A 24,152-nucleotide genomic window follows, 5' to 3' on the forward strand; every position below is an offset into this window, starting at 1 on the left:
CATAACCAAATCAAACATCGCTGTCAAACTCAATCTGCCAACTCAAGGGACGAACCAGTCTGCCGCTAGCAGCGTCGCCGCCCTCGTTGTGGCGCCATATAGACCCCACTCAACAAAACTGTCAACGCATAATCCGCAAAAAGGATAACTTTTCTTTCCACAGGCAATATGGTGGATTTTAACAGAATTTCAACCATTCGAAAGCGCTGATTCCAATTTTGCGACAATGAAATGACAAATATGACGATGAAATATCACTTTGGGATCGACGGCGGCGGCAGCGGGTGCCGTGCAATCCTTGCCGATGCGGCAGGCAACGTGCTTGGCAGGGGAGCATCTGGACCTGCTAATATTGGCGCGGATGCGGAGAACACCATTCTCCATATCTATGAGGCAACCGAACGCGCGCGCGAAAATGCCGGTTTATCGGCTTCTATATATAAGTCAGCCAATGCCGTGCTTGGACTGGCCGGAGCCAACGCGCTATCCAGTCATGCCACTCTTTATAAGCGTCTGCCATTTGCAAAGAGCAAAATTGTTTCCGATGCGCTCACCGCATTAGAAGGCGCGATGGGTGACGGTGATGGCGCAATTGTCATATTGGGAACCGGCTCGGCCTTTGTCCAGCGTATCGACGATGTGATTCAAATCATCGGGGGGCGCGGTTTTATGCTCAGCGATCATGCGGGCGGAGCGCGTCTCGGTCGGGATCTACTGGAATATACCTTGCTTTCGAGTGACGGTTTCGAAGATTCGACCGATCTCTCACAGGCCGTTTTGGAGAAATTCGAGGGCGATCCGCGCAACATCACCACATTTTCGCGCACAGCCAATGCTTCCGACTATGCGAGCCTTGCACCATTGCTTTTTGATTTTGCGGCGAAACGCGACCCGCTGGCGATCACTCTCCTCACCCACGCCTGCAACATGATCCGCACAGGATTGGAAAAAATGGCAATTAAAGAGCACAAACGTTTCAGCATAACAGGTGGACTTGCGGCATCATATATAGCGCTGCCATGCTTTCCTTATAGAGAATTTTATGCAGAGCCCCGTGGCGACAGTCTGCAAGGTGCACTTGCTCTCGCCATGAAGGGCTCAAGCGTCTGACACATGCGACGTGAAGGTAACTTGCCCGGGCCGACATAACCCCCTAATTCTTATATATTCACTCACATGCGTGATCGGCTGGTTCTTAAGACAGTGCAACAGGGGTGCCATGCTAACCAAAAAAGGCAAATACGGCCTGAAAGCCATGGTGCATCTTGCCGGTGTAACGGACGGTCAATTGGTTTCAGCGAGCGAAATCGCCGAGAAGCATCATATTCCGCGCAAATTTCTGGATAATATTTTCACTGAATTGCGCAATGCGGGCTTTGTATTAAGCCGCAAAGGCAAAGGCGGCGGATTTTGCCTCGCCCGCCCGGCCAATGAAATACATATCGGCAACATCATCCGCGCACTTGATGGCGCGCTTGCGCCCATCGCCTGTGCCAGCAAGACCGATTATCAGCCTTGCGATGACTGCGATGAGACCGATTGTGAAGTGCGGCACATGATGCTGGACGTGCGCGAAGCAATCGCCAATGTGCTTGATCACCGCACGCTTGCCGACAGCCGGGCTTCTGAAATGGCCGCGCTGTCGGCTGAATGAACTGGCATTAAGCGGCAACGGACCAGCTTGGAAACGGATCGCTGAGACGCTGCCAGCTTTCCGGCTTGAACACCTCTTCCGGCACCAGACAACCATCAAGTTCGGCAATCATGGCAGCCTTGTTCATCGGATCGACGCCGATAAACACAATTTCCTGTCGGCGATCTCCCCATTCAGCATCCAGATAGGGCTTCATTGCCTGATGCCATTCTGGCTCTGCAGGCCAATAGCTGCGCGGAACGGCAGACCACCAACGCCCTCGCTTATTGGTGCGAACCAAAGCACCAGCCTGGCTGAGTTCGCCCACATAATCGGGACGTGTTGCCAACCAGAAAAAGCCCTTGGCGCGAACAACGCCTGGCCAGCTTTGATCGATAAAGGCCTGAAAACGGGCCGGATCGAACGGACGGCGCGCACGATAGACAAAGGACTGAACACCATATTCCTCCGTCTCCGGCACATGTTCATGGAAACCATGAAGTTCTTTATACCAAAGCGGATGCTCGTGGGCGCAATTGAAGTCAAACAACCGCGTATCAAGTATGGAATCGAGCGGGATTTTTCCGAAGTCCACTTCTTCAATGCGGGCATCAGGATTGAGTGACCGGATGACCTTGCGCGCCAGATCGCGCTCTTGCGCTGTCGCAGTCGAAATCTTGTTAAGCACCACAACATCCGCAAACTCAATCTGTTCGACCAGAAGATCGACCAGCGTGCGCTCATCTTCATCGCCCAGCGACTCACCACGATCACGCAAAAAATCGTTGGAAGAATAGTCCTTCAACAGATTGGCAGCATCAACAACTGTGACCATCGTATCAAGGCGCGCCAGATCGGACAGGCTTTCGCCCTTTTCATCGCGAAATTCGAACGTTGCGGCGACTGGCAAAGGTTCGGATATGCCGGTTGATTCAATCAGCAGGTAATCAAACCGATCCTGCGAAGCCAATTGTGCTACTTCTTTCAGGAGATCGTCACGCAACGTGCAGCAGATGCAGCCATTGGTCATCTCGACAAGCTGTTCTTCCGTGCGCGAAAGATCGGCCCCGCCCTCGCGCACCAGAGCGGCATCAATATTAATCTCACTCATATCATTGACGATGACGGCCACGCGGCGGTTCTCGCGATTGTTAAGGACGTGATTAAGAAGCGTGGTTTTCCCCGCTCCGAGGAAGCCTGAAAGAACGGTAACTGGAAGCCTTTTCATGGCAACTCCTTTGCTGGCCAATTTAGACGGTGCTGATTGTTAATGTTATATCATTACATTTGTGAGGCAAAAAAGAGGCGGCAAAGCCACCTGACAATCCTTAAACACCTCAACTGAGCGCCGTCGTTTATGATCTGATAGGTTTTTAAAAGCTTGCGTGCCGGACTGTTAGAGCTTTTCCGGCAAAAGCGCGCTGCGATTTTGCGCCGGATAATGCGTAAACAAACAAAGAGAGCATTTCTGGATTAAATTTAATCATCAGAAATGCTCTGTCTTTTCATTTTAGCACACATCTTAGCCCTAAAACCGGTGCCCACTTTTCGGGATGTGCTTTATCTTTTTTTTCACGCACATCTTAGCCCGAAAACCGGTGCCCACTTTTCGGGATGTGCTTTATTTCGACAAACAGCCCTTCAAAGAATCTGCGAGATTACGGATGAGTTGCGGATAAAGGTCCGGGCCATTCTTCAATTCAGCTCCGAGCGGATCGAGTACACCGGTTTTTGCGTCCGTTCCGTCAATAACTGTGTTCACTAGCTTCGGCTCAAACTGTGGCTCAGAGAAAACGCATACAGCGCCAAGTGACTTGATCTTTTCGTGAATGTCCTTGATGCGCGCAGCACCGGGTGCTTTTTCCGGGCTAACCGTGATTGAACCGACAGCCTTCACACCAAAACGGTTTTCAAAATACTGGTAAGCATCGTGGAAAACGATGAAAGGCTTATCTTTTACCGGCTGCAGTTCGTTGTCGATATCTTTGGTCAGCGCATCGAGCTTTTCAGCATAATCGGCAGCATTCTTTTCATACTGCACCGCATGCTCTGGATCATTTTCGCTCAGAACCTTTGCAATGTCACCAACCAGAACCTTGCCATTTTGTGGATCCAGCCAAAAATGCAGATCGTAAGCACCATGCTCATGCTCATGTTCATGCGCCTTTTCAGCCGCTTCATTTGCGTGATCGTGACCATCATGAGAACCGGCCTCGGCGCTATGATCGTGCGCGTCGTGATCATGGCTGTGACCTTCATGCCCGTGATCATGCGCCTCGAATGGCCCACCTTCGCGGAATTTAAGTTTGGTCAGACCGTCCGCATCACCAAGCGCCACCACTTTGGCACCATCGCCCAGTGTGTCGATCGATTTGTCGAGAAATGTTTCCATAGAAGGACCGGCCCAGAAAATGACCTTGGCATTTTCGATCGCCTTTGCATCTGAAGGCTTGAGGCTATAGGCGTGTTCTGATCCCGCCCCCTGCACGATCAATGTCGGCTCGCCGACGCCCTGCATGACGGCAGCAACCAGCGAATGCAACGGTTTGATTGAAACCACAATGCCAGTTCGCTCGGCAGCAGAAGCGGCATTACCAAAAACAGCCATAAAGGCGGATGCCAACAACAGGGATCGGAAGTGTTTCATAGAGCTCTCTTGAATGTCAGATTGGCGTTAACAATATGTGGGAGTGATATGTTATTTTATTACATCATTTGCGTTATGCTATAACGTCTGTAATAAGAAGACACAACCTCTTTTTGGAGAATTGTTCACAGCGCAAAACCACGAGACGCAAACGAACCCGAATCGGCATATGTTTCACACATGTTGAAATAAGGATTTCGGGGCTGCTGCGGGTTAATAACGCGAAGACGCTCTCAAAAAGGCAGCGAAAGCTCATTTTATATGGCTCATAAGACCGCCCTCCCCGCGCATTCGAAGCGGGAACCGCTGATAGAATTAAAAAATGCCGGCGTTTATCGCGACGGTCGTTGGCTTGTACGCAATGTTGATCTGAGCATTCATCGCGGCGAAATCGTCACCCTTATTGGCCCCAACGGTGCGGGGAAGAGCACAACGGCCAAGATGGCGCTGCATATTCTCAAGGCCGATGAAGGCAACATTCGCCATATCAAAGGCCCGCGCATCGGTTATGTGCCGCAAAAAATCAGCATCGACCGGACCATGCCGCTTTCCGTCGAGCGTCTGATGACGCTGACGGGACCGCTGTCCAAAGATGACATCCTGCGCGCACTCGACGCCGTCGGGATCACACACCTTATAAAGGCAGAGATTACCAATCTTTCGGGTGGTGAGTTTCAGCGTGCATTGATGGCGCGCGCGCTTGCGCGCAAGCCCGACATCATGGTGCTTGATGAGCCGGTGCAGGGCGTGGATTTTTCCGGTGAGGCCGCCCTTTACGAACTTATTGCCAAATTGCGCGATGATATCGGCTGCGGCGTGCTGCTAATTTCCCATGATCTGCATCTGGTGATGGCTGCAACGGATCGTGTTATTTGCCTCAATGGTCATGTCTGCTGCAGCGGTTCACCGCGTGATGTGACCTCAAGCCCGGAATATGTGCGCCTGTTCGGAAGCCGCGCCGTTGGCCCCCTGGCTGTCTATGAGCATCACCATGATCATACGCACCTGCCTGACGGCCGCGTCATGCATGCGGATGGCACGGTGACAGATCATTGCCACACAGAAGACGGTCATCATCACGAGGGTGAGCATCATCACCACCATGAGGGAGACACGCCCCATGCTTGACGATTTTTTCACCCGCGCGCTCATTGCCGGTGTTGGGCTTGCGCTCACTACAGGCCCGCTGGGCTGTTTCATTGTGTGGCGGCGTATGGCCTATTTCGGTGATACCATGGCGCACTCAGCACTTTTGGGCGTCGCATTAGCTCTGATTCTGGATATCAATCTCATGATCGGTGTCTTTGCGGTGGCCGTTGCGATTTCAGCCATTATGCTGCTGCTTCAGAAAAAGCACTCGCTTTCAGCGGATTCGCTGCTGGGCATTCTATCACATGCAACATTGTCATTGGGTCTGGTTATCGTCGCCTTCATGACATGGGTGCGCGTTGATCTTTTGTCTTTCCTCTTTGGTGATCTGCTTGCGGTTTCACGTCTCGACATTGCGTTTATTTATGGCGGCGGAATTCTGGTACTCGCCTTGCTTGCATGGTTGTGGCGCCCGTTGCTTGCCGCAACAGTCAGCGAAGATATTGCACGTGCAGAAGGATTGAACCCCGCCTTATCGCGGGTCATTTTCATGCTTCTGCTGGCAATCGTTATCGCCATCTCGATGAAGATCGTCGGTATATTGCTGATCACATCACTGTTGATCATTCCTGCCGCAACCGCCCGCAAATTTGCCACAACGCCGGAGCAAATGGCCATCATCGCATCCCTCATTGGCGCATTTGGCGTAATCGGCGGGCTTTATGGTTCGGTTGAGTTTGATACGCCTTCCGGCCCATCGATCGTCGTTGCCACACTGGCTATTTTCATTTTAAGCCTCCTGCCATTAAATAGGAGAGAGGCTTCACCGAAACGGACCGCAGGACAATGAGCAATCACACCGACCATAACCATGCCCATCATCATGCATCCCAAGACCTGACCCGCAATCAGACGCTCGTTTTCGATGTGTTGTCCAAGGCGGAAGGACCGCTGAGCGCCTATACGATCCTTGATCAACTCCGTGATGACGGTTTTCGCGCGCCCTTGCAGGTTTACCGTGCACTGGAAAAGTTGCTTGATTACGGGATGGTGCACCGACTTGAGAGCCTCAATGCATTTGTTGCCTGCGCGCATCCGCAATGCCACGAACATGGTCTGATTGCTTTTGCCATTTGCGAGCAATGTGGACAGGTCACGGAATTCTCGGATTCAGCAATTGAAAACCTCGTCAGCGCATGGAGCGTGCAGACAGGCTTCAAATCCCGCAAGACGACGCTTGAGCTGCGCGGCCTGTGTGAAAAATGCGGTAATCACTGAAGCATCTCGCGGAAAAGTGGGAACTGCCTTCGCGAAGAAGTTCAATTCACCGAACTGATCTCTATTCCCGCTACGATCCGAGAGTGACATACGTAAGAGCAAGAAGATAGAGCGAGCCTATTGGGGATGATTAAGCGCGAAACGCTCTAAAACATTTCCAGAACAACTGCTAGCGGTTTTGCTCGAGATAGAATGCATGAAACAAAAACGGCGGGGATTCCCCGCCGTTTTCTATTCGCGTGCGCTCAGTTTACATCACATGAATAGATGCTGAACTTCAGGCATATCAATAATGCCCAGGGAGAGTGCCGTCGCAACTGCAGATGTCCTGTTGGAGCAATTGAGTTTGATCTTGGCATTCTGCAGATAGGTGACAACCGTCCAGCGGGCGATGCTGAGAATATCCGCAATCTCGCCGTCCGTTTTCCCGCTCGCCGCCCAGCGCAAGCAATCCACCTCACGGGGCGTTAACAGTCCATTTGCGGAATTGGCGTCTTTGCAGCCACAAAGCGAACTGTGGATGATGCCCGAAAGGCTGAGCAGACGCGGCCGCATACGCGCGATGAATTGTTCATGATCTTCATCCGTCACTTCAAAGCTAAACAGCGTGCAACCCATTACACCCTTTTGATTGCGCGCTGAAAGTCCAATGAAAAGATTGCCAAGACCGTGCTTTTCGGCATCCTGTTGTAGCTCCATCACCGCAGGGCATACCTTCGCATCATCCGCCAAATTTCTGACAATGCCGCTGGCATCATTGCGAAAATACGGTGCATCTTCCTGAAAAATCGGATCAATCACGAAGTAGTTTTTCGTGGAGTAGCGTGTCGACCAGCTTACGGGAACGGTCATCACAACGGTCAGATCATCAGCACTGACTTTTGTGTTGTCACCCATACGCCCCCTGAAAGTATGAATGATATGACGGCAGCCTATCTCATCACGAATACGCTGCAGCAGGGAGAGCACATCACTTTGAAAAGAAAGACCGAAAAACGTTTTTTTGAAGTTTGGAAAGTGAATCAAATCTAAAGTCATTGGCTAATATTCCTTAGCATATAAATATTCAAAACCCATATTTGAGGCTGAGCACTTCTCCTGAGAACCGACACTGTAAGTGCATCAATTCGCCATAAGTCAGATAAAAAATACGTCTTAAATCAACTCGCAATTTTTTCGTTGCAAATATGCATTTGCATGAAAAGCGTTGGGAAATGTGGTTAACGGGTCAAAAAAATAGATTTGTTACAAAAAATAACCAAATTGTGATCGAGCCATAAAGCGGGTGTTTCATTTCTAAACACCTTGCGCGTTTTTTCCAAAAGCTCTGAAGAAAAAATCAACGGCTGATTCTACGTTTTTTCTGATTGATTCTGGCGATGGCGGTTCTGAAAGAGTACCGAAAAGACGCGGACGATACATACCCGCCAAAAACAAATCCGTGAGCTGGTAGGCTTTTTCCATGACGTCAAATGGCTCAAGCTCGCCTGCCTTGATCATCCGGTCCATATAATCAGCCATGACAATCAGGCTGCGCTTGGGGCCGCGTTCATAAAAACGCGCCGCAAGTTCCGGTTTGCGCTCACTCACGCCGATGATGATACGCTGCGCGCGGACTGCTGTTGATGAGGTAATAAGTGTTACCAAGGCTATGCCGAATTCCACAAGTTCCTGACGCGATGAAAATCCACGATCAAGCGTCTCCACCAATTTACTGAACAGCGTCTGCCGATAATGCTCGCAAAGCTCTACAAAAAGGTCTTCTTTGGAGTTAAAATAAACATAAATCGTCCCCTTGGAAACGCCGGCTTCGCGGGTAATGTCGTTCATGCTGGCGGCATCAAAGCCCATGCGCAGAAAAACACTCTGCGCGCCTTCAAGGATCTGCATGCGCTTTATAGGATCCTGTCCCGCACCCAGACGTGTGCGCGAGCCATCACTATCAGGTTCATCGGTGAACCGACCCACTTCGCGCTCCTCAACAGCTACATAATCAACATTTTCTATGCAGCGTTCACGATTCATTGTGCAATCTCTTCATTATTTTCGAACCAAGCGGTTCGATCACTCTTGATATGGGAAACTTATTGCTCTAAGTCAACATCGAACCAAGCGGTTCATTGAAGCGGTTGTAAAGAAAGTTTGCCTCATGTCCGCCCACAAATCTGTCGATACGGCTGATATCCGCCCATTTCCGAAACATTCCGTTCTGGATGATCAGAGCAAGGTAGATGCAGACCCGATCAGTGAGCGGTCATCGCCCCACACCGAGCCACATGCAGCAACGCAGGATCTGAAAAAGGCGGACGCTGGCAATAAAAAAGGCTTCGGTAAGCGCGTTGTGCTTCCCGGCATTCTCATTGCGGCTGTGGCGGGTGGCCTCTGGTACGGTTATGACTGGTGGACCGTGGGCCGTTTCATGGTCTCGACAGATGACGCTTATGTGCAGGGCGACATTGCATCGATTGCACCAAAAGTGACCGGCTATATAGAAAACATTCCGGTTGTTGCCAATCAGGCCATCAAGGCTGGCGATGTGATTTTCCAGCTTGATTCTGGCGATTATCAGATTGCACTTGATGATGCTGAAGCCAAGCTCAACACGCAGAAGCAGACGCTCAATCGGATCACGGCCCAAATAGATGCCGCAAAAGCGAGCCTGCAACAGGCCCAGGCCGACGAGCAGGCTTCACAGGCAGTTTTGAAGAATGCCGAAAGCACGATGGTGCGCGTCCAGAAGCTGCACGATACCCGTTTCTCTGCGCAATCTGAACTCGACAACGCACAATCTTCGCTCGATCAGGCGAAGGCAAAGCTTGCGGGTTCAAACGCCCAGATCGCTTCAGCCAATGCCAATATTGAGGTGCTGAATGCGCAATATAAAGAGCAGGAAAGCACCATTCGCTCGCTGGAACTTGCACGCGATAAAGCTGCGCGTGATCTCAGCTTCACCACTCTGCGTGCGCCTTTTGATGGTGTTGTCGGTAATCTTTCCGGTAAGAAGGGCGATCTTGTAACGCCCGGACAGAAGATTGCAGCGCTTGTTCCTGTGAACGCGCTCTATATCGACGCCAATTTCAAGGAAACGCAGCTCAGCCATATCAAAACGGGTGAAACAGCACGCATCTATGTGGATGCGATTGATGGTCCATACATTGAAGGCAAGGTTGCATCCGTTGCTCCGGCGTCAGGCGCCGTGTTCTCGCTGCTGCCCCCTGAAAATGCGACGGGTAACTTCACCAAGATTGTTCAGCGCGTTCCAGTTCGCATCACAATTCCTCAGGATGCGCTCGATTCAGGCAAAATCCGCGCCGGTCTCAGCGTGACCGTGGATGTCGACACACGCACTGCGCCAGACGATAAGGCCAAGCAATAAAAGCGATTGCGCTTATGAGATGACGATATGGTGGTGCGGCTTTCATGTCCGCACCACCTTCCTTTGTTGAATTTCGGAGTGCGCCTTCATGGCTGCAAACACCACCATGGGGCCAATGGCTCCGGCAGATGATCGGATCGATCCCAAGAAGGCCATTGCCTTTCTTGCGATGGTGTTCGGCATGTTCATGGCCATTCTGGATATCCAGATTGTGTCGGCATCGCTGTCAGAAATTCAGGCTGGCCTCAGTGCCAGTTCCGATGAAATCTCCTGGGTTCAGACATCTTATCTGATTGCCGAAGTCATTATGATTCCGCTTTCTGGCTTTCTCGGACGCCTTGTGTCCACGCGGGTTCTGTTCACGGTTTCAGCCGCGGGCTTCACGCTGGCCTCCATGCTCTGCGCCACTGCGACCAGCATCGATCAAATGATCGTCTATCGCGCTATACAGGGTTTTATCGGCGGCGGCATGATCCCAAGTGTGTTTGCGGCAGCTTTCACAATCTTTCCACCATCCAAGCGATCCATCGTGTCGCCGATGATCGGCCTCGTCGCAACACTGGCGCCCACAATTGGCCCCACTGTTGGTGGCTATCTCAGTCACGCTTTTTCATGGCATTGGCTGTTTCTGGTCAATGTCGGCCCCGGCATTCTCGTCACCATCGCTGCATGGAACCTGATCGATTTCGATGAAGGCGACAGCTCTCTGCTGAGCAAGTTCGACTGGTGGGGTCTCGCTGGCATGGCAGCCTTCCTTGGTTCCATGGAATATGTGCTCGAAGAAGGCCCCCGCAATGACTGGTTACAGGATGAAGCCATTTTCATCATGACCGGGATTATGACAATCGGCGGTATCATATTCTTCTACCGCGCCTTCACAGCCGAAGAGCCCATTGTAGATTTGCGGGCTTTCAAGAACGTCAACTTTGCCTTTGGCTCTCTGTTTTCATTTGTCATGGGTGTCGGCCTTTACGGCCTCACTTATCTTTATCCGCTCTATCTGAGCAGTATACGCGGATACGACGCACTCATGATCGGCGAAGCACTGTTTGTGAGCGGTCTTGCCATGTTCTTCACGGCACCCCTGGCGGGTTTCCTGTCCAATCGCATGGACCCGCGTCTCATGATGATGATCGGTTTTCTTGGCTTTGCAGCCGGAACCTGGATGGTCACGGGCCTGACGGCCGACTGGGATTTCTATGAGCTTCTCATACCGCAAATCTTGCGTGGCTGCTCGCTGATGCTGTGTATGGTGCCGATCAACAATCTGGCGCTCGGAACCCTGCCCCCGGCATTGATGAAAAATGCCTCCGGCCTGTTCAACCTGACGCGTAACCTTGGCGGCGCTGTTGGTCTCGCCGTCATCAATACCATTCTGACCCGCCGCAGCGATATGCATTATGAGCGGATGGCTGAGCATGTTCGCTGGGGCAATGCCCAGGCCGAGCAGATGCTGGCCAATCTGACGGCCAAATACAATGCCGCCGGGATGGATGGCGCAACGATTGCAATTTCCAAAATGTCGGGCATGGTGCGCCAGCAAGCAACCCTTATGTCCTTCATCGATGTCTTCTTCATCCTGACGATGATGTTCTGTTCGCTTGCAGTTTGTGCGATCCTGTTACGCAAGCCAAAAGCCGGTGCCGGAGGTGGTGGCGGTCACTAAACTGCAACCACCAAGCTTGAAAACTCAGGTTCAAACGAAGCTGATCCAGCTTCGTCCTCCGTTCATTAATTTTCATTTGAAAGCCACTTGCGCGCGTCATGCCGCCAGCAGACTAAAGCCTGTCGTTTTGGGAAAAGCCTCTCTTATAAATGTGACAGCGGCGAAAGCTCTGTCACATTTATTGTCATAAAAATGCAGTTCAACCTTATGGGTCAATTGCTAAGTGCCTGAAAACGTGTTTCACTTTCCACCGCTGACATTTTGTGACAAGCCGCGATCTGTCATCCAACCGTCATCTATGGCGGCTATCGGGAGTGCGCGAACACTGGAATCGACCGGGAGCGTTCGTCCGACTTAACAGGGGAGTCTAACAATGCTTGCTTTTACTGCGCGTCTGCTGTCTCTATCGACGGCAATCGCTGTTGGCGGAGTTTCTATTGCTGCTGCCGAACCATCAGCCGAACTCATCGCCGCTGCCAAGGCAGAAGGCCAATTGACAACGATCGCTCTCCCGCACGACTGGTGTGGCTACGGCGAAATCATCAAAAGCTTCAAAGACAAGTATGGCCTCAAGGTCAACGAGCTGAACCCTGATGCGGGTTCCGGCGACGAAATCGAAGCCATCAAGGCAAACAAAGACAACAAAGGCCCTCAGGCTCCTGACGTTATTGACGTCGGCTTTGCTTTTGGCACGACAGCCAAGAAAGACGGTCTGATCCAACCTTACAAGGTCTCAACCTGGGACGAAATTCCGGATAGCGCCAAGGACCCAGAAGGTTACTGGTATGGCGACTATTACGGCGTTCTTGGTTTTGAAGTAAACAAAGACATCGTCAAGGACGTCCCTCAGGATTGGGAAGACCTGCTCAAGAGCGATTACGCAAACTCGGTTGCTCTGGCCGGTGATCCACGTGTTTCCGCACAGGCAATCCTCGGCGTTCATGCAGCCGGTATCGCCCGTGGTGGAGAACCGGGCGCGGAAGCTGGCAAAAAAGGCCTCGAATTCTATAAAGAACTCAACGCAAATGGTAACTTCGTTCCAGTCATCGGCAAGGCTGCTTCGCTGGCGCAGGGTTCGACCCCGATCATCATCCGCTGGGATTATAACGCGCTCGCAGACCGTGATACGCTCAAAGGCAATCCGGCAATCGAAACCGTGATTCCAAAGTCGGGCGTTGTTGCTGGCGTTTACGTGCAGGCCATCAGCGCTTACGCACCGCATCCAAACGCTGCCAAGCTCTGGATGGAACACATCTACTCTGACGAAGGCCAGCTTGGCTATCTGAAGGGCTACTGCCATCCGATTCGCTTCAATGCGATGGCGAAAGCTGGCAAGATTCCACAGGAACTGCTCGACAAGCTGCCACCGGCAGAATCCTATGAAAAGGCAATCTTCCCAACGCTTGAACAGATTGAAACCGCTCAGGAAGAAATCACCAAGAACTGGGATAGCGTCGTCGGCGCAAACGTTCAGTAAGCGATTTCATCTCGCCCTGTTTATGCCTGTGACGACCAGAAATGGTCGTCACAGTGCTTCCAAAACAGATATAGAAAGAACGCATGAATTCATCAGCCGAAACAATCGCGCCAGTTAGCAGGGTGCGTAAGCGTCAACTGCCGCTTTCATATGTTGGCGTTGCGCCTTTTTTCCTGTTTGCCATTCTCTTCCTTTTATGGCCGACCATGTATCTTATTGTCGGCGCGTTTCAGGACCCGAACGGCAATTTTACGCTGAAAAATGTCTACGACCTTTTCCAGCCTCAAATTATGAGTGCCTATTGGGTTTCGATTAAAGTGAGCCTCGCATCTGCCATCGGCGGTGCATTGATCGGCTTCTTTCTGGCCTGGGCCGTTGTGCTTGGCAATCTGCCGCGCTGGCTGCGCCCGACCGTTCTGACATTCTCAGGTGTTGCATCGAATTTCGCTGGCGTTCCGCTGGCCTTCGCGTTTCTCGCGACGCTTGGCCGGACCGGCTTCGTGACGATCCTGTTGCGTGAGTGGTTCGGTTTCAATCTTTACTCGACCGGCTTCAACCTCTTGAGCTTTTTTGGTCTCACAATCACCTATTTGTTCTTCCAGATTCCGCTGATGGTGCTTATTCTGACCCCTGCCCTCGACGGTCTGAAAAAAGAATGGCGTGAAGCCTCTTCGATCTTAGGTGCCACCAATCTGCAATATTGGCGCATGGTAGCTTTCCCGATTCTCTGGCCAAGCCTGCTCGGCACAACACTGCTATTGTTCGCAAATGCCTTTGGAGCAATTGCCACGGCCTATGCATTGACCGGTTCTTCGCTCAACATCGTTCCGATCCTGCTTTATGCGCAGATCAGAGGCGACGTGCTGCATAACCAGAATCTTGGCTATGCACTGGCGCTTGGCATGATTGTGATCACCGGACTTTCCAATCTTCTTTACATCTGGCTGCGTATGCGTGCCGAAAGGTGGCAGCGATGAAGAAAGGTTTTAACGCCCAGAAAATCGGGGCATGGATCGCTTTCCTGATTGGGGCGATCTACTTCATCGTGCCATTGATCGGTACTTTTGAGTTTTCATTGCGTATGCGCCGCGGCGAATATTCCTTTGATGCCTATCGTGTTGTTTTCAGCGATCCGAATTTTCAGGCCACATTCAGCTATTCGATTGTGCTCGGCATCCTGACCATCATCTTCGGCGTGCTTCTTGTCGTGCCAACGGCTTATTGGGTACGTCTGCGCCTGCCGCATCTGCGCCCGTTGATCGAATTCATCACCCTGATGCCGTTGGTTATTCCGGCAATCGTCATCGTGTTTGGCTATCTGCGCATCTATAATTCGTCATCATGGCTGCCATTCACCTCATCAACGCGTGCAACCGACCTGTTGCTGATGTTTGGCTATATGACGCTCTCGCTGCCATACATGTATCGCGCCGTCGATACGGCCATGCGCACGATTGATGTTCGCACATTGACGGAAGCGGCCCAAAGTCTTGGCGCAGGCTGGGGCCGGATCATGTTCAAAGTCATTTTTCCCAATGTCATGTCGGGGGTGATGAGTGGTGCGTTCATCACTTTTGCGATCGTTATCGGCGAGTTTACGCTTGCCTCGCTGCTCAATCGTCCGGCCTTCGGCCCCTATCTCCAGCTCGTCGGCGCAAACCGCGCTTATGAACCCTCCGCGCTGGCGATCATCTCCTTTGGCATTACATGGCTCAGTATTATCATGTTGCAACTCGTTTCACGCCTTAATAAATTCAAGACAACCGCCGGGTAACCTTCATGGCTTTTCTTAATCTCAAGCACCTGAAAAAAAGCTTCGGCGCCAATACCGTCGTCCACGATTTCAATCTCGCCGTCGAAAAGGGTGAATTCGTTTCCTTCCTCGGACCTTCGGGCTGCGGTAAGACAACGGTCCTGCGCATGATTGCAGGCTTCGAAAGCGCCGATCAGGGGGCAATCGAAATTGATGGCAAAGATGTCGTTGATTTGAAGCCTAACCAGCGCAACATCGGCATGGTCTTTCAGGCCTATGCGCTGTTTCCAAACATGACCGTTGCCCAGAACGTCGCCTTCGGGTTGCGCGTATCAGGCAAGCCAAAGGCTGAAATCGACGCGACGGTCAAGGAAATGCTCAGCCTGATCCGGCTGGAACATCTCGCCGACCGCTATCCTTATCAGATGTCAGGTGGTCAGCAGCAGCGTGTGGCACTGGCGCGCGCACTTGCAACCAAACCGCAAGTGCTTCTGCTCGACGAACCCCTCTCCGCACTTGATGCCAAGATCCGTATTTCTCTGCGTCAGGAAATCCGGGCGATCCAGCAAAAGCTCGGCATTACCACGGTTTTTGTGACCCACGATCAGGAAGAAGCACTTTCCATTTCTGATCGTATTGTCGTTATGCATGAAGGCAAGGCCGATCAGATCGGCACACCTTTCGATATCTATAACCGCCCTGCGTCGCGCTTCGTCGCCTCCTTCGTCGGCACGCTCAATATGCTGGAAGCATCGGTTGCCGAACCAGACCAGAACAGCATCGAGCTCGACGGATGCACGATCAAGGTGAATGAAGAACTTGGGCATCACGAAAAGGGCAAAACGATCACGCTCGCCCTGCGCCCGGAAGCGGTCAGCCTTGAAGCGCGCAAGAGCCATGACACATCGCTTGATGCAACCATCGAAGATGTCCACTTTCTTGGCTCGGTTATCAGAACCCGCGTTGCCCTTGGCAATAATCAGCTTTCATTCGACACGTTCAATGATCCGGCGCTTAAACCACCACAACGTGGCGACAAGGTCATTGTGCATTTTGCAGCACATGATTTGCTCGTTTTGGCAGATTAACACCAAAAAAGCCGCCCAAACGGGCGGCTTTTTTGTACTTTCATGCAATCAGGGCTGCAATATCTCAGTTCCATGGGCCGTGGAAATCGCCTTCTTTGTCCACACGCTTGAAGCCGTGCGAACCAAAAAAGTCGCGCTGGCCCTGAATGACATTGGCCGTACCCTGCGACTGCGTAAAGCTGTCGAAGTAGCTCAATGCCGAACTGAGTGCTGGAAGCGGCAGACCTGCAAGCGCAGCCTGTGCAACGATCTTGCGAAGGCCTTTCGATGCCTTGCCCATGCGTTCAACAAAGGCCGGAACCAGCAGAAGATTTTCGATGTCCTGACCTTCAAAAGCCTGTGCAATATCGTCGAGGAACAGCGAACGGATGATGCAGCCTTCGCGCCAGATACGCGCCGTTGTAGCGAGCGGAATATTCCAGCCATGTTCCTTTGACGCTGCGGCCAGAACGGCAAAGCCCTGCGCATAGGCGACGATCTTTCCAGCCAGAAGCCCCTGCTCAAGATCAGCAAGAAACTGCGCCTGATCAGCAATATCGAGTTTGCGCGGCGCAGGATTATAAGCCTTTTCCGCAGCCTGACGTTCAGCTTTCAGCGACGAGATTGAACGTGCATCAACCGCAGCTTCAATGCCAGTCGCAGGCACACCGAGCATCTGCGCTTCAATCGCAGACCAGCGACCTGTACCCTTCTGCCCGGCCTGATCAAGGATCATATCGACCATCGCCTTGCCAGTTTCAGGATCGGTAGCCTTCAGAACTTTTGCTGTTATTTCAATGAGATAGGAATTTAGCGGGCCGGCATTCCATTTCTCGAACACATCACCGATTGCAGGCGCCGAAAGGCCAAGACCATCACGCAGAATACCATAAATTTCGGCAATCATCTGCATGTCAGCATATTCAATGCCGTTGTGAATCGTCTTTACAAAATGGCCTGCGCCATCAGGGCCGACCAGAGCGCAGCAAGGCTCGCCGTTATATTTTGCAGCCGCAGCCAGAAGAATTGGTGCGATGCGGTCATAGGCTTCTTCAGTACCGCCAACCATCATGGATGGACCATGGCGTGCACCTTCTGCGCCACCCGATACGCCCATGCCGACAAAGGTCGGATCGTTAGGACCAAGCGCTTTCAGACGGCGCATCGTGTCACGATAATCGGAGTTACCCGCATCAATCATGATGTCGCCCTTCTCAAGATAAACCTTAAGACGGGTGGTTTCGGCGTCAACGGGCGCGCCAGCCTTGATCAGAAAGATGATCGGACGTGGCTTGCGGATATTGTCAGCCAGTTCTTCAAAGGTCGCGCAAGGGATGATCTTGTCACGCAGAGCACCAGCTTTTTCGATGAATGCTTTCAGCACGGGCTCGTCGCGGTCATAAACGGCTACCGTGTAGCCCTTCTCGGCGATATTCAGCGCAAGGTTCGAACCCATGACGCCGAGACCGACCATACCGATATCTGCTTTTTCCATTTTTTGCCCTTTTGAAACACAGCCAACTGGCTTGCCGTAGAGAAATAGAGAGCCGACAGACTGGGCTGTCATAGCTGTTGCTGTCGCATTATTTAGCGCCAGCTTATACCAGTCTGTATCCTATTCTTGGATGATCTAGGGCATATGACACAAATTTGATAGAGCCTTTTCTGAGAAACTAACCGATTTAAATGCTCAAACACGCTCGAGTTTCTCATGTGGCAACGGTGGTAGCTCAATCTTGATATGATCACCAGCCTGCACATTTCCACCCGCAAGAACGATCGACATGACGCCAGCTTTACGCACCAGTTCGCCATTTTCCGTTTTATCGAGGACAGCGCCCAAAAGCCCCTTCTCAAATTTCTCAATCTGCGAACATGGATTACGCAAGCCCGTGAGTTCAAGGACAACATCGGACCCAATTTTGAGAAGGGTCGATTTGGGCAGTGCGAGCAGATCGATCCCGCGCGTGGTGATGTTTTCACCCAACTGTGCAGGCGCAATGTCAAACCCCTTCTCTGTCAGCTCATCGAACAGTTCGGCTTGAATGAGATGGACCTGACGCAGATTGGGTTGCGTGGGATCTGCCCTCACACGCGACCGATGTTTGACGGTCACTCCCTTGTGCGCATCGCCTTCAACACCCTCGCCAGCGACAATGCTTATCTCTGAAACCAGCTGTTTCGAGAAGTGATGCTTCGCATCGCGTGCAACGGCTACAACAATTCCACTCATATTTTTACCTTGATCACATGAAGAGAGACGTCGGCGGCAAAGCCAGTCGTAATCCCGCATATCATGCGATATACAGTCGATGAAAGACAAGGGTATTGCGCAGGGGTAGGCGGTAAAACCATGACGAACAAGCAGCGCGACGGCAAGGATTTTCGCTGGGGCATCTGGGGTACAGGCACGATTGCCAATGCTTTTGCTGCCGATATTCAGGCAAGCAGCGCTATGCGCGTGAGTGCTGTCTGTTCGCGTTCCATGCAGAGTGCAGAGGATTTCAAAAGCCGCATCGGTGCGGATCAAGCCTTTAATGATGCTGCTGCCTTTCTCAACAGCGCGGAAATTGATGCGGTTTATATTGCCACGCCCAATGCCATGCATGTGCCGCAAACCTTGCAGGCCATTGCCGCTGGCATAGCGTGCCTCACGGAAAAACCGCTGACGCTTGATGCCGACGGCGCCAACCAGATCGAAGCAGCAAGCAAAGCGCATCATGTCTTTGCCATGGAAGCCATGTGGAGCCGCTTTCTTCCGGCAATTCATGCCACCCGCGAGTATATCAAAGCGGGGCGAATCGGAATGGTTAAGCGCATTGAGGCCGATCTGTCCTATTTTCGCGAAGAAGACCCAAAAAGCCGCTTTTTTGATCCCGCGCTTGGTGGTGGTGCGGCCTTTGATCTGGGCGTTTATCCGGTTTCGCTAGCGCTCAGTTTTCTCGGATTGCCCGATGCGGTGAGCGGTCGCTGGATACGCGCAAAGAGCGGCGTCGATATGCGTACAGTAATTGAGCTGACCTATCCCCATGCCAAAGCCCATCTTTCCTGTGGCTTTGATCATGACGGCGAAAACCGAATGCTGATTGAAGGTACCAAGGGTGCGATTATGCTGCATGCACCGTTTCTCAAGGCACAACGGCTCACGATCTTTTCGGAAAGCGTGCTGAATTCAGCCATCGGGCCAAAAGGACCGGGCGGCCTGGTTGGAAAAATTCTCAACCGCCTGCCGCTTCCGGGCAGAACCGTTGAGCATCATCCATTCTCAGGCAACGGACTTCAATTTCAGGCGCAAGCCGTGCGCAATGCCGTGACACGCGGCGAGACTTTAAGCCCGATCATGCCGCTTGAACACAGTGCTGCGGTTGCAAACATCATCAGCACTGTGCTTGCGCAAAAGCCGAATTAGAAGCTGCTCTGCACCTTATAGGGTGCTGCATTTTCGCCAGCATTGTTGAGTGCAAGGGCCACTTCGGTGATGTGCAAAGCCACATTACCAGAGAAAAACGCAGCCTCACCTGTTTCAATGGCGCGCGCCTGATCCGCCACGCCACGCATGAAATCAATCTGTGACGGGAATGACGGCAGGCTGACCGTGTTCCCCTTTGGATAAGCGAGCTTGCTGCCGACAGCGGGTTTCCACGCCAGCGTCTTACCAAGCTTTGCTTCCAGACGCCCAAAAACGCGCGACAGGATGGAACGCTTTCTCTCTGTCGATTCAAGACGAACCGCAGAGCGATTGTCCCAGAGATCATCGACAGTAATGGAGCCTTTGTCGGCCACGATTGTCAGGCTGCGATCTTTCGGCATGGCAAGGCCGGACGTCAGACGTGCAACAAGACCGGATTTAAAACGCAGGCAACCCACGGAAAAATCTGGTGCCATACGCAGATGCTCCGTTCCCGGTCCTTTGTTCTGGAAGGTGATTGAGGAAAAAGCCGTCACGCTTTCCACAGGACCAAACAGCGATACGAGCCATGAAAGTGCATAACCTGCATGTTCCAGCGTACAGCCAATCTCAAACTCATGCAGACCCGGCCAAGGCGCACCCGATTGCGAGCGCCATGTCGCCCATTTGTCGCGGAAAACCGGGCCGTCTTCCATTTCGGCATAGACCAGCCGCGGCGTACCAATCTCGCTTATGGAAGTCGCAACAAGCTTCTGTGCATCGCTCAAAGCGTTGGCGGGGGCAGCGGCCAGTGTCAGTCCGTTTGCAGCCGCAAACTCAACCAGTTCCTTGGCATCGTTGAAATCCATGGCCAGCGGCTTTTCCGAATAGACGTGCTTGCCCGCTTCAAGCGCTGCGCGCGAAATGGCGTAATGGTTCTCCGGCGTTGTCAGGTTAAGCACAATCTGCACATCTTTATCAGCAAGGATTGCTTCAAAGCTTTCATAGGCACGAACATTATAATGCGAAGCAAAGACTTTCAGGCGCTCTGCCGAGCGATCAAAGGCACCGAGCAGCTTAAGCTGCGGGTAATTGCGCAGCGTGGTCATGTAGTAATCGGCGACGAAGCCCGTGCCAATGATCGCGATATTCATGATTAACTCCGGGATTATACAGACCGCTTGGGAATGGTGACTTTCGCTGTCATGCGCAAGCCAAAGATCGCAAAGATGAGCATGAGCCAAACCGGGTCCATGCGGCGGAAGAAAAAGCTTTCCAGCATCGCGTTCAGCGTGCCGAAAAACACAAACATGAGAAAAAAGTCTGCGAGAAGCAGGTTTTCTCGCGTTGGCCTGCACCGCATATAGTTGACCAGCGGCATGACAATGATCACAAAAATTGCGCAGATAAGACCGATGAGCCCCGTGGACAGCGTGATGTCGAGATAGCCGTTATGGCCATGCACGATGCCGCGCACATCCCAATCAAGGTAATATGGATTGGCCGCTTCTTTTGCTGCCCCAGTACTCCAGAAGCTTTCATAGCCAAAGCCGGTCCATGGGCGGTTATGCAGCGCTTCAATAGCAAAAGCCCAGATTGATGTGCGCCCGGTGAAAGTCGGGTCCACCGAGAAATTCAGAACAATCTGGTGGAGAGGCTCAAACAGCACCGTGCCGATTGTGAAAAGCGCAAAAGCAAGCTGAATGACCACGATCATAAGTGGCGCCAGCCCACGTACACCAAACATACCCGGGGCAATGACCAGAATCATGGCAAAGGGTACCAGTGCAACCGTGGTTTTTGATCCAGTATGCGCCACGAAGAACAGGGCAAATAATGCAATCAGTGCCCCACTGACCCGCCAGCCGCGTCGCCACAGATAGATGCCACCAAAAGCAAAAAACGCCATAACAGGCCCGGCAATATTCTTATGCGTGAACACCCCGCGCCACAGATATGAGTTTTGTGGCTCGGCAGCGTCAGCGCCATGGGTGCCAAGATTAGGCAACAGCACCACACCAGCATATGAAATCACAATCACAATTGATGCCACTATAAGCAGCATAATGGAATAGCCGTCAGCGTCCTGCGGCAAAGCCAGCACAGCGACTATGGCAAGAACACCGATCAGTGTCAGCATGATCCCGCGAATGGCCGTTCCCAGATCAGGACTGGTGAAGGCCGAAGCGATGAGAATGGCAAACATCAGGCCCCAGCCAAGGCTTGCAAGCCGCAAGACCTTGCGCGGATCAGCAAACATCGCAAGCGCAGCCAGCGAAATAACTCCGACGAGACCGAAGCCAAGCTGATTGACACTATCGCCCGCCTGCTGGCCATCAACGACAACGGCCTGCGAAAACGGGCGAAAAGAAATCAGCAGAATGCAGAATATAATTGTTGCTGCGACGAGCGCGATCTGGCGCATCGTCGCCTTCAACGGATCGAACGAGGCCGTATCAGTTCTTGTCCGGGTTGCGATACTGCTCATTCAAATATCCAAAATGCGCCATCACCCGACCCAGACCGATATGAATAAAGTAAGTGCCGACAGGCGCAAAGCCGGCCGCAAAACCTCTTCTGAGTGCTTTGATCGGCGAATAGGCCAGAAGAGCCAAACTCTTCAGGAACACGCGCACCTGACCAAACGGCTCATCCTTGCGTTTACGCTGCTCAATCAGTGTTGAAAGAACGCCATTGCGCAAACCACGCGAGGTGATCCAGTCGCGTTCCAGACGGCGCGCAGGAATGGTTTCGCGCACGATGCCTTCCGCACACCACGCAACTTTAAAGCCCTTGGCAATAGAGCGGGACAGGAAGTCAGAATCGCCGCCACCAGTAAAGTTGAACTTCAGATCCATAAACGGATAGCTATGCGCTTCCAAAACAGCACGCGCAATCAGCAGGTTGCCCGATGAATAGATGATCGGCACCGGGCCGGTCTTCGTGTAATGAGGCAGGAAAACCGGATGCTTCGCCCACTTTTCAGAATTCGGCTTTTCAAAAATCGGATACTGCGGGCCGCCAACCAGACTGACATCATAACGCTCAGCCGTCGAAACCATATTCTCGATCCAGTCAGGATCGGCCAGTTCATCATCATCAATGACAATGACATATTTGAAATTTGGAAAAAACTTGGTCGCCGTCAGCCAACCGGCATTATAAGCATTGCAATTGCCGCGATGCGACTCGCCAATAAGCATGCCGTTATATTTGCCAGCCTCGAAAAGCGGAGCTGCAACGGTTGCGCCTTCTTTCTTTTCAGTCTCATTCTCGATAACCACCACTGCCCAACGACGCTTTGTCGTTTGCGCATTCAACGTATCGAGGGTTCTGATCAGATGCTCAGGCCGCTTAAATGTAGGAAGAGAAACGACAATATCGATCTCATCATAGGCAAGCCCAGGCGTTTTAGCGATTACTTCAATATGATCCGGTAATTCTATCATCTCGGCTTCCGATTTATTTCAGAGATTTACATTTTTATGTTTATCTTTCCACTATTGATAAACGTTTAAAGAAAAGTTCACTGCATGGCTGTAGAGAGTGGCTTTAGCAAATACTCATTAAGATCGGTTAGGAGCTGAATTGCAACCGTGTCGTCTTGTCTTCGTAACATCACTTGTTCCACATGCGGTCGCTTCGACGGGTTATGAAGTTGCGAATGCCGCCGTTATCGATGGTCTGCGTCGCGCCGGTGCTCATGTCACTGTTCTCGGTTTCACCTGGCCGGGACATCCGGCGGCTGAAAACAAAGACACGATCGTTCTTGGCGAAGTGGAAGTACGCACAGAAGGCGCCGGCATCAAGCGCAAGATCGGCTGGGTGCTGAAATCTTTTCTCACAGGGCTGACGGTTTCGTCGGCAAAGCTGCGGGTTATCCCAGCAGTTGAACTGCATAATGCGATCACCGAACTCGGTGAATTCGATGCCTATGTGCTCAACGGTGTGACGCTGCCGGGCGCCTTTGAAGATATTTTCAAGGACAAGCCATCGATTTTCGTTGCGCATAATGTCGAATACCGTTCGGCAGAAGAAAATGCGGCAGATGCCAAAGGCAAGGTTCAGAAATTTCTGTTTGGCCGCGAGGCTAGGATTCTCAAAAAGCTGGAGAGCAGGCTTTGCAAACAGGCAAGCTTTGTCTTCACCTTTGCAGAAGAAGACGGCCCGGCACTGGGCCTCGACAAAAATAAATTTGCAACACTCCCGCTTGTCATGCCGGGCAACAGCGAAACCGTGAAACCGGAGGCAGCCAAATATGATCTCGCGCTCATCGGTACATGGACATGGCACCCCAACCGCATTGGCCTTGAATGGTTTCTGCGCGAAGTCAAACCGCTTTTGCCAAAAGACATCACAATCGCCATCGCAGGCAACACACCCGCCGATCTTATTGCGGCCTGGCCGGGTGTGAATTTCGTCGGCAAAGTGCCTGATGCCACCAAATTCGTTGAAAGTGGCAAACTGATACCTCTGATCAGCCGCGCGGGCACAGGCGTTCAGTTGAAAACGATAGAAACGTTTGAGCTGGGAAAACCAAGTGTTGCCACCGCTCATTCGGTTCGTGGTATTGGCAATATCCCGGCCAACTGCACAATGGCCGACAAGCCTGCTGAATTTGCCGCAGCCATCGTAGAGCGCCTTAAAGCAATCAATGAAGGTGACGATCAAAGACTGGACGGCAAAGCCTTTAAACAGGCACAAATCGCAGGCATGGACAGCGCAATCGCCCGAGGCTTAAAGAAACTTCAGGACGTCACAGGAAAAGCAGACTGAAT

22 protein-coding genes are annotated in these 24,152 nt (G+C 52.1%); 13 read left to right on the forward strand and 9 right to left on the reverse strand.

The window, feature by feature from the left end:
- The first annotated feature begins 231 nt into the window (after positions 1-231).
- Positions 232-1,110, forward strand: a complete 879-nt coding sequence (locus tag OPR82_RS18665) for a BadF/BadG/BcrA/BcrD ATPase family protein (protein ID WP_265986396.1) — start codon at positions 232-234, stop codon at positions 1,108-1,110.
- A gap of 109 nt (positions 1,111-1,219) precedes the next feature.
- On the forward strand, positions 1,220-1,654 hold the full coding sequence (locus tag OPR82_RS18670; protein ID WP_265986397.1) for an RrF2 family transcriptional regulator: 435 nt from the start codon (positions 1,220-1,222) through the stop codon (positions 1,652-1,654).
- 7 nt (positions 1,655-1,661) lie between these two features.
- On the opposite strand, the gene zigA is transcribed toward OPR82_RS18670, so the two are convergent.
- The gene (gene zigA, locus OPR82_RS18675; RefSeq protein ID WP_265986398.1) at positions 1,662-2,861 is read right to left on the reverse strand and encodes a zinc metallochaperone GTPase ZigA; all 1,200 of its coding nucleotides are present in this window, start codon (positions 2,859-2,861) and stop codon (positions 1,662-1,664) included.
- 393 nt (positions 2,862-3,254) lie between these two features.
- Positions 3,255-4,280 (reverse strand): zinc ABC transporter substrate-binding protein ZnuA, encoded by a 1,026-nt coding sequence (gene znuA, locus OPR82_RS18680; protein WP_265986399.1) that lies wholly within the window; start codon positions 4,278-4,280, stop codon positions 3,255-3,257.
- A 261-nt stretch (positions 4,281-4,541) separates the two neighbouring features.
- Here znuA and OPR82_RS18685 point away from each other — a divergent pair, with 261 nt between their 5' ends.
- From OPR82_RS18685 to OPR82_RS18695, 3 genes are read left to right on the forward strand one after another with little or no spacing between them, the layout of a single operon-like run.
- Positions 4,542-5,408: an ATP-binding cassette domain-containing protein gene (locus OPR82_RS18685; RefSeq protein WP_265986400.1), complete on the forward strand. Its 867-nt coding sequence runs from the start codon at positions 4,542-4,544 to the stop codon at positions 5,406-5,408.
- Positions 5,356-6,219, forward strand: a complete 864-nt coding sequence (znuB, locus tag OPR82_RS18690; RefSeq protein ID WP_396999031.1) for a zinc ABC transporter permease subunit ZnuB — start codon at positions 5,356-5,358, stop codon at positions 6,217-6,219. Before OPR82_RS18685 ends, znuB begins: the two co-directional genes overlap by 53 nt.
- Complete coding sequence (locus tag OPR82_RS18695) at positions 6,216-6,647, forward strand: Fur family transcriptional regulator (RefSeq protein ID WP_265986402.1); 432 nt, start codon at positions 6,216-6,218, stop codon at positions 6,645-6,647. Before znuB ends, OPR82_RS18695 begins: the two co-directional genes overlap by 4 nt.
- 255 nt (positions 6,648-6,902) lie before the next feature.
- Here the strand turns inward: OPR82_RS18695 and OPR82_RS18700 are convergent, their stop codons facing one another.
- Positions 6,903-7,685 (reverse strand): helix-turn-helix transcriptional regulator, encoded by a 783-nt coding sequence (locus tag OPR82_RS18700; protein ID WP_265986403.1) that lies wholly within the window; start codon positions 7,683-7,685, stop codon positions 6,903-6,905.
- A gap of 258 nt (positions 7,686-7,943) precedes the next feature.
- Positions 7,944-8,672: a TetR/AcrR family transcriptional regulator gene (locus OPR82_RS18705; protein WP_323054571.1), complete on the reverse strand. Its 729-nt coding sequence runs from the start codon at positions 8,670-8,672 to the stop codon at positions 7,944-7,946.
- A 124-nt stretch (positions 8,673-8,796) separates the two neighbouring features.
- Here OPR82_RS18705 and OPR82_RS18710 point away from each other — a divergent pair, with 124 nt between their 5' ends.
- The 6 genes from OPR82_RS18710 (at position 8,797) to OPR82_RS18735 (ending at position 16,007) form a co-directional block, all read left to right on the forward strand.
- Entirely contained in the window at positions 8,797-10,023 is a 1,227-nt protein-coding gene (locus OPR82_RS18710) for an HlyD family secretion protein (RefSeq protein ID WP_265986404.1), read from the forward strand.
- An 88-nt stretch (positions 10,024-10,111) separates the two neighbouring features.
- On the forward strand, positions 10,112-11,689 hold the full coding sequence (locus tag OPR82_RS18715; protein ID WP_265986405.1) for a DHA2 family efflux MFS transporter permease subunit: 1,578 nt from the start codon (positions 10,112-10,114) through the stop codon (positions 11,687-11,689).
- 373 nt (positions 11,690-12,062) lie between these two features.
- The gene (locus OPR82_RS18720; protein ID WP_265986406.1) at positions 12,063-13,166 is read left to right on the forward strand and encodes an ABC transporter substrate-binding protein; all 1,104 of its coding nucleotides are present in this window, start codon (positions 12,063-12,065) and stop codon (positions 13,164-13,166) included.
- Between the two features lie 83 nt (positions 13,167-13,249).
- Complete coding sequence (locus tag OPR82_RS18725; protein WP_265986407.1) at positions 13,250-14,143, forward strand: ABC transporter permease; 894 nt, start codon at positions 13,250-13,252, stop codon at positions 14,141-14,143.
- Positions 14,140-14,940, forward strand: a complete 801-nt coding sequence (locus OPR82_RS18730; protein WP_265986408.1) for an ABC transporter permease — start codon at positions 14,140-14,142, stop codon at positions 14,938-14,940. The genes OPR82_RS18725 and OPR82_RS18730 overlap by 4 nt, the downstream gene beginning before the upstream one ends.
- Before the next feature lie 5 nt (positions 14,941-14,945).
- Positions 14,946-16,007, forward strand: coding sequence for an ABC transporter ATP-binding protein (locus OPR82_RS18735; protein ID WP_265986409.1), 1,062 nt, complete (start codon positions 14,946-14,948; stop codon positions 16,005-16,007).
- Positions 16,008-16,071: 64 nt separating this feature from the next.
- Here OPR82_RS18735 and gndA read toward each other — a convergent pair whose 3' ends face one another.
- Positions 16,072-17,481, reverse strand: coding sequence for an NADP-dependent phosphogluconate dehydrogenase (gene gndA, locus OPR82_RS18740; protein ID WP_265986410.1), 1,410 nt, complete (start codon positions 17,479-17,481; stop codon positions 16,072-16,074).
- A 195-nt stretch (positions 17,482-17,676) separates the two neighbouring features.
- Positions 17,677-18,219 carry an MOSC domain-containing protein gene (locus OPR82_RS18745; protein ID WP_265986411.1) on the reverse strand — a complete coding sequence of 181 codons (543 nt, stop codon included), beginning with the start codon at positions 18,217-18,219 and terminating at the stop codon, positions 17,677-17,679.
- Between the two features lie 120 nt (positions 18,220-18,339).
- Between OPR82_RS18745 and OPR82_RS18750 the strand changes: the two genes are divergently transcribed.
- Complete coding sequence (locus OPR82_RS18750) at positions 18,340-19,395, forward strand: Gfo/Idh/MocA family protein (protein WP_265986412.1); 1,056 nt, start codon at positions 18,340-18,342, stop codon at positions 19,393-19,395.
- Here OPR82_RS18750 and OPR82_RS18755 read toward each other — a convergent pair.
- Genes OPR82_RS18755 through OPR82_RS18765 form a run of 3 tightly spaced genes read right to left on the reverse strand, consistent with a single transcriptional unit; the run spans position 19,392 to position 22,823 of the window.
- Entirely contained in the window at positions 19,392-20,528 is a 1,137-nt protein-coding gene (locus OPR82_RS18755; RefSeq protein WP_265986413.1) for a Gfo/Idh/MocA family protein, read from the reverse strand. The genes OPR82_RS18750 and OPR82_RS18755 overlap by 4 nt on opposite strands.
- A gap of 14 nt (positions 20,529-20,542) precedes the next feature.
- Complete coding sequence (locus OPR82_RS18760) at positions 20,543-21,862, reverse strand: O-antigen ligase family protein (RefSeq protein ID WP_265986414.1); 1,320 nt, start codon at positions 21,860-21,862, stop codon at positions 20,543-20,545.
- A complete protein-coding gene (locus OPR82_RS18765; protein ID WP_265986415.1) occupies positions 21,831-22,823 on the reverse strand; it encodes a glycosyltransferase family 2 protein in 993 nt (330 codons plus the stop codon). Before OPR82_RS18765 ends, OPR82_RS18760 begins: the two co-directional genes overlap by 32 nt.
- A gap of 139 nt (positions 22,824-22,962) precedes the next feature.
- Here OPR82_RS18765 and OPR82_RS18770 point away from each other — a divergent pair, with 139 nt between their 5' ends.
- Positions 22,963-24,150: a glycosyltransferase gene (locus OPR82_RS18770; RefSeq protein WP_265986416.1), complete on the forward strand. Its 1,188-nt coding sequence runs from the start codon at positions 22,963-22,965 to the stop codon at positions 24,148-24,150.
- The last annotated feature ends 2 nt before the right edge of the window (positions 24,151-24,152 follow it).

This window comes from Ochrobactrum chromiisoli, assembly GCF_026241335.1.
GTDB classification, from domain to species: Bacteria; Pseudomonadota; Alphaproteobacteria; order Rhizobiales; family Rhizobiaceae; genus Brucella; species Brucella chromiisoli.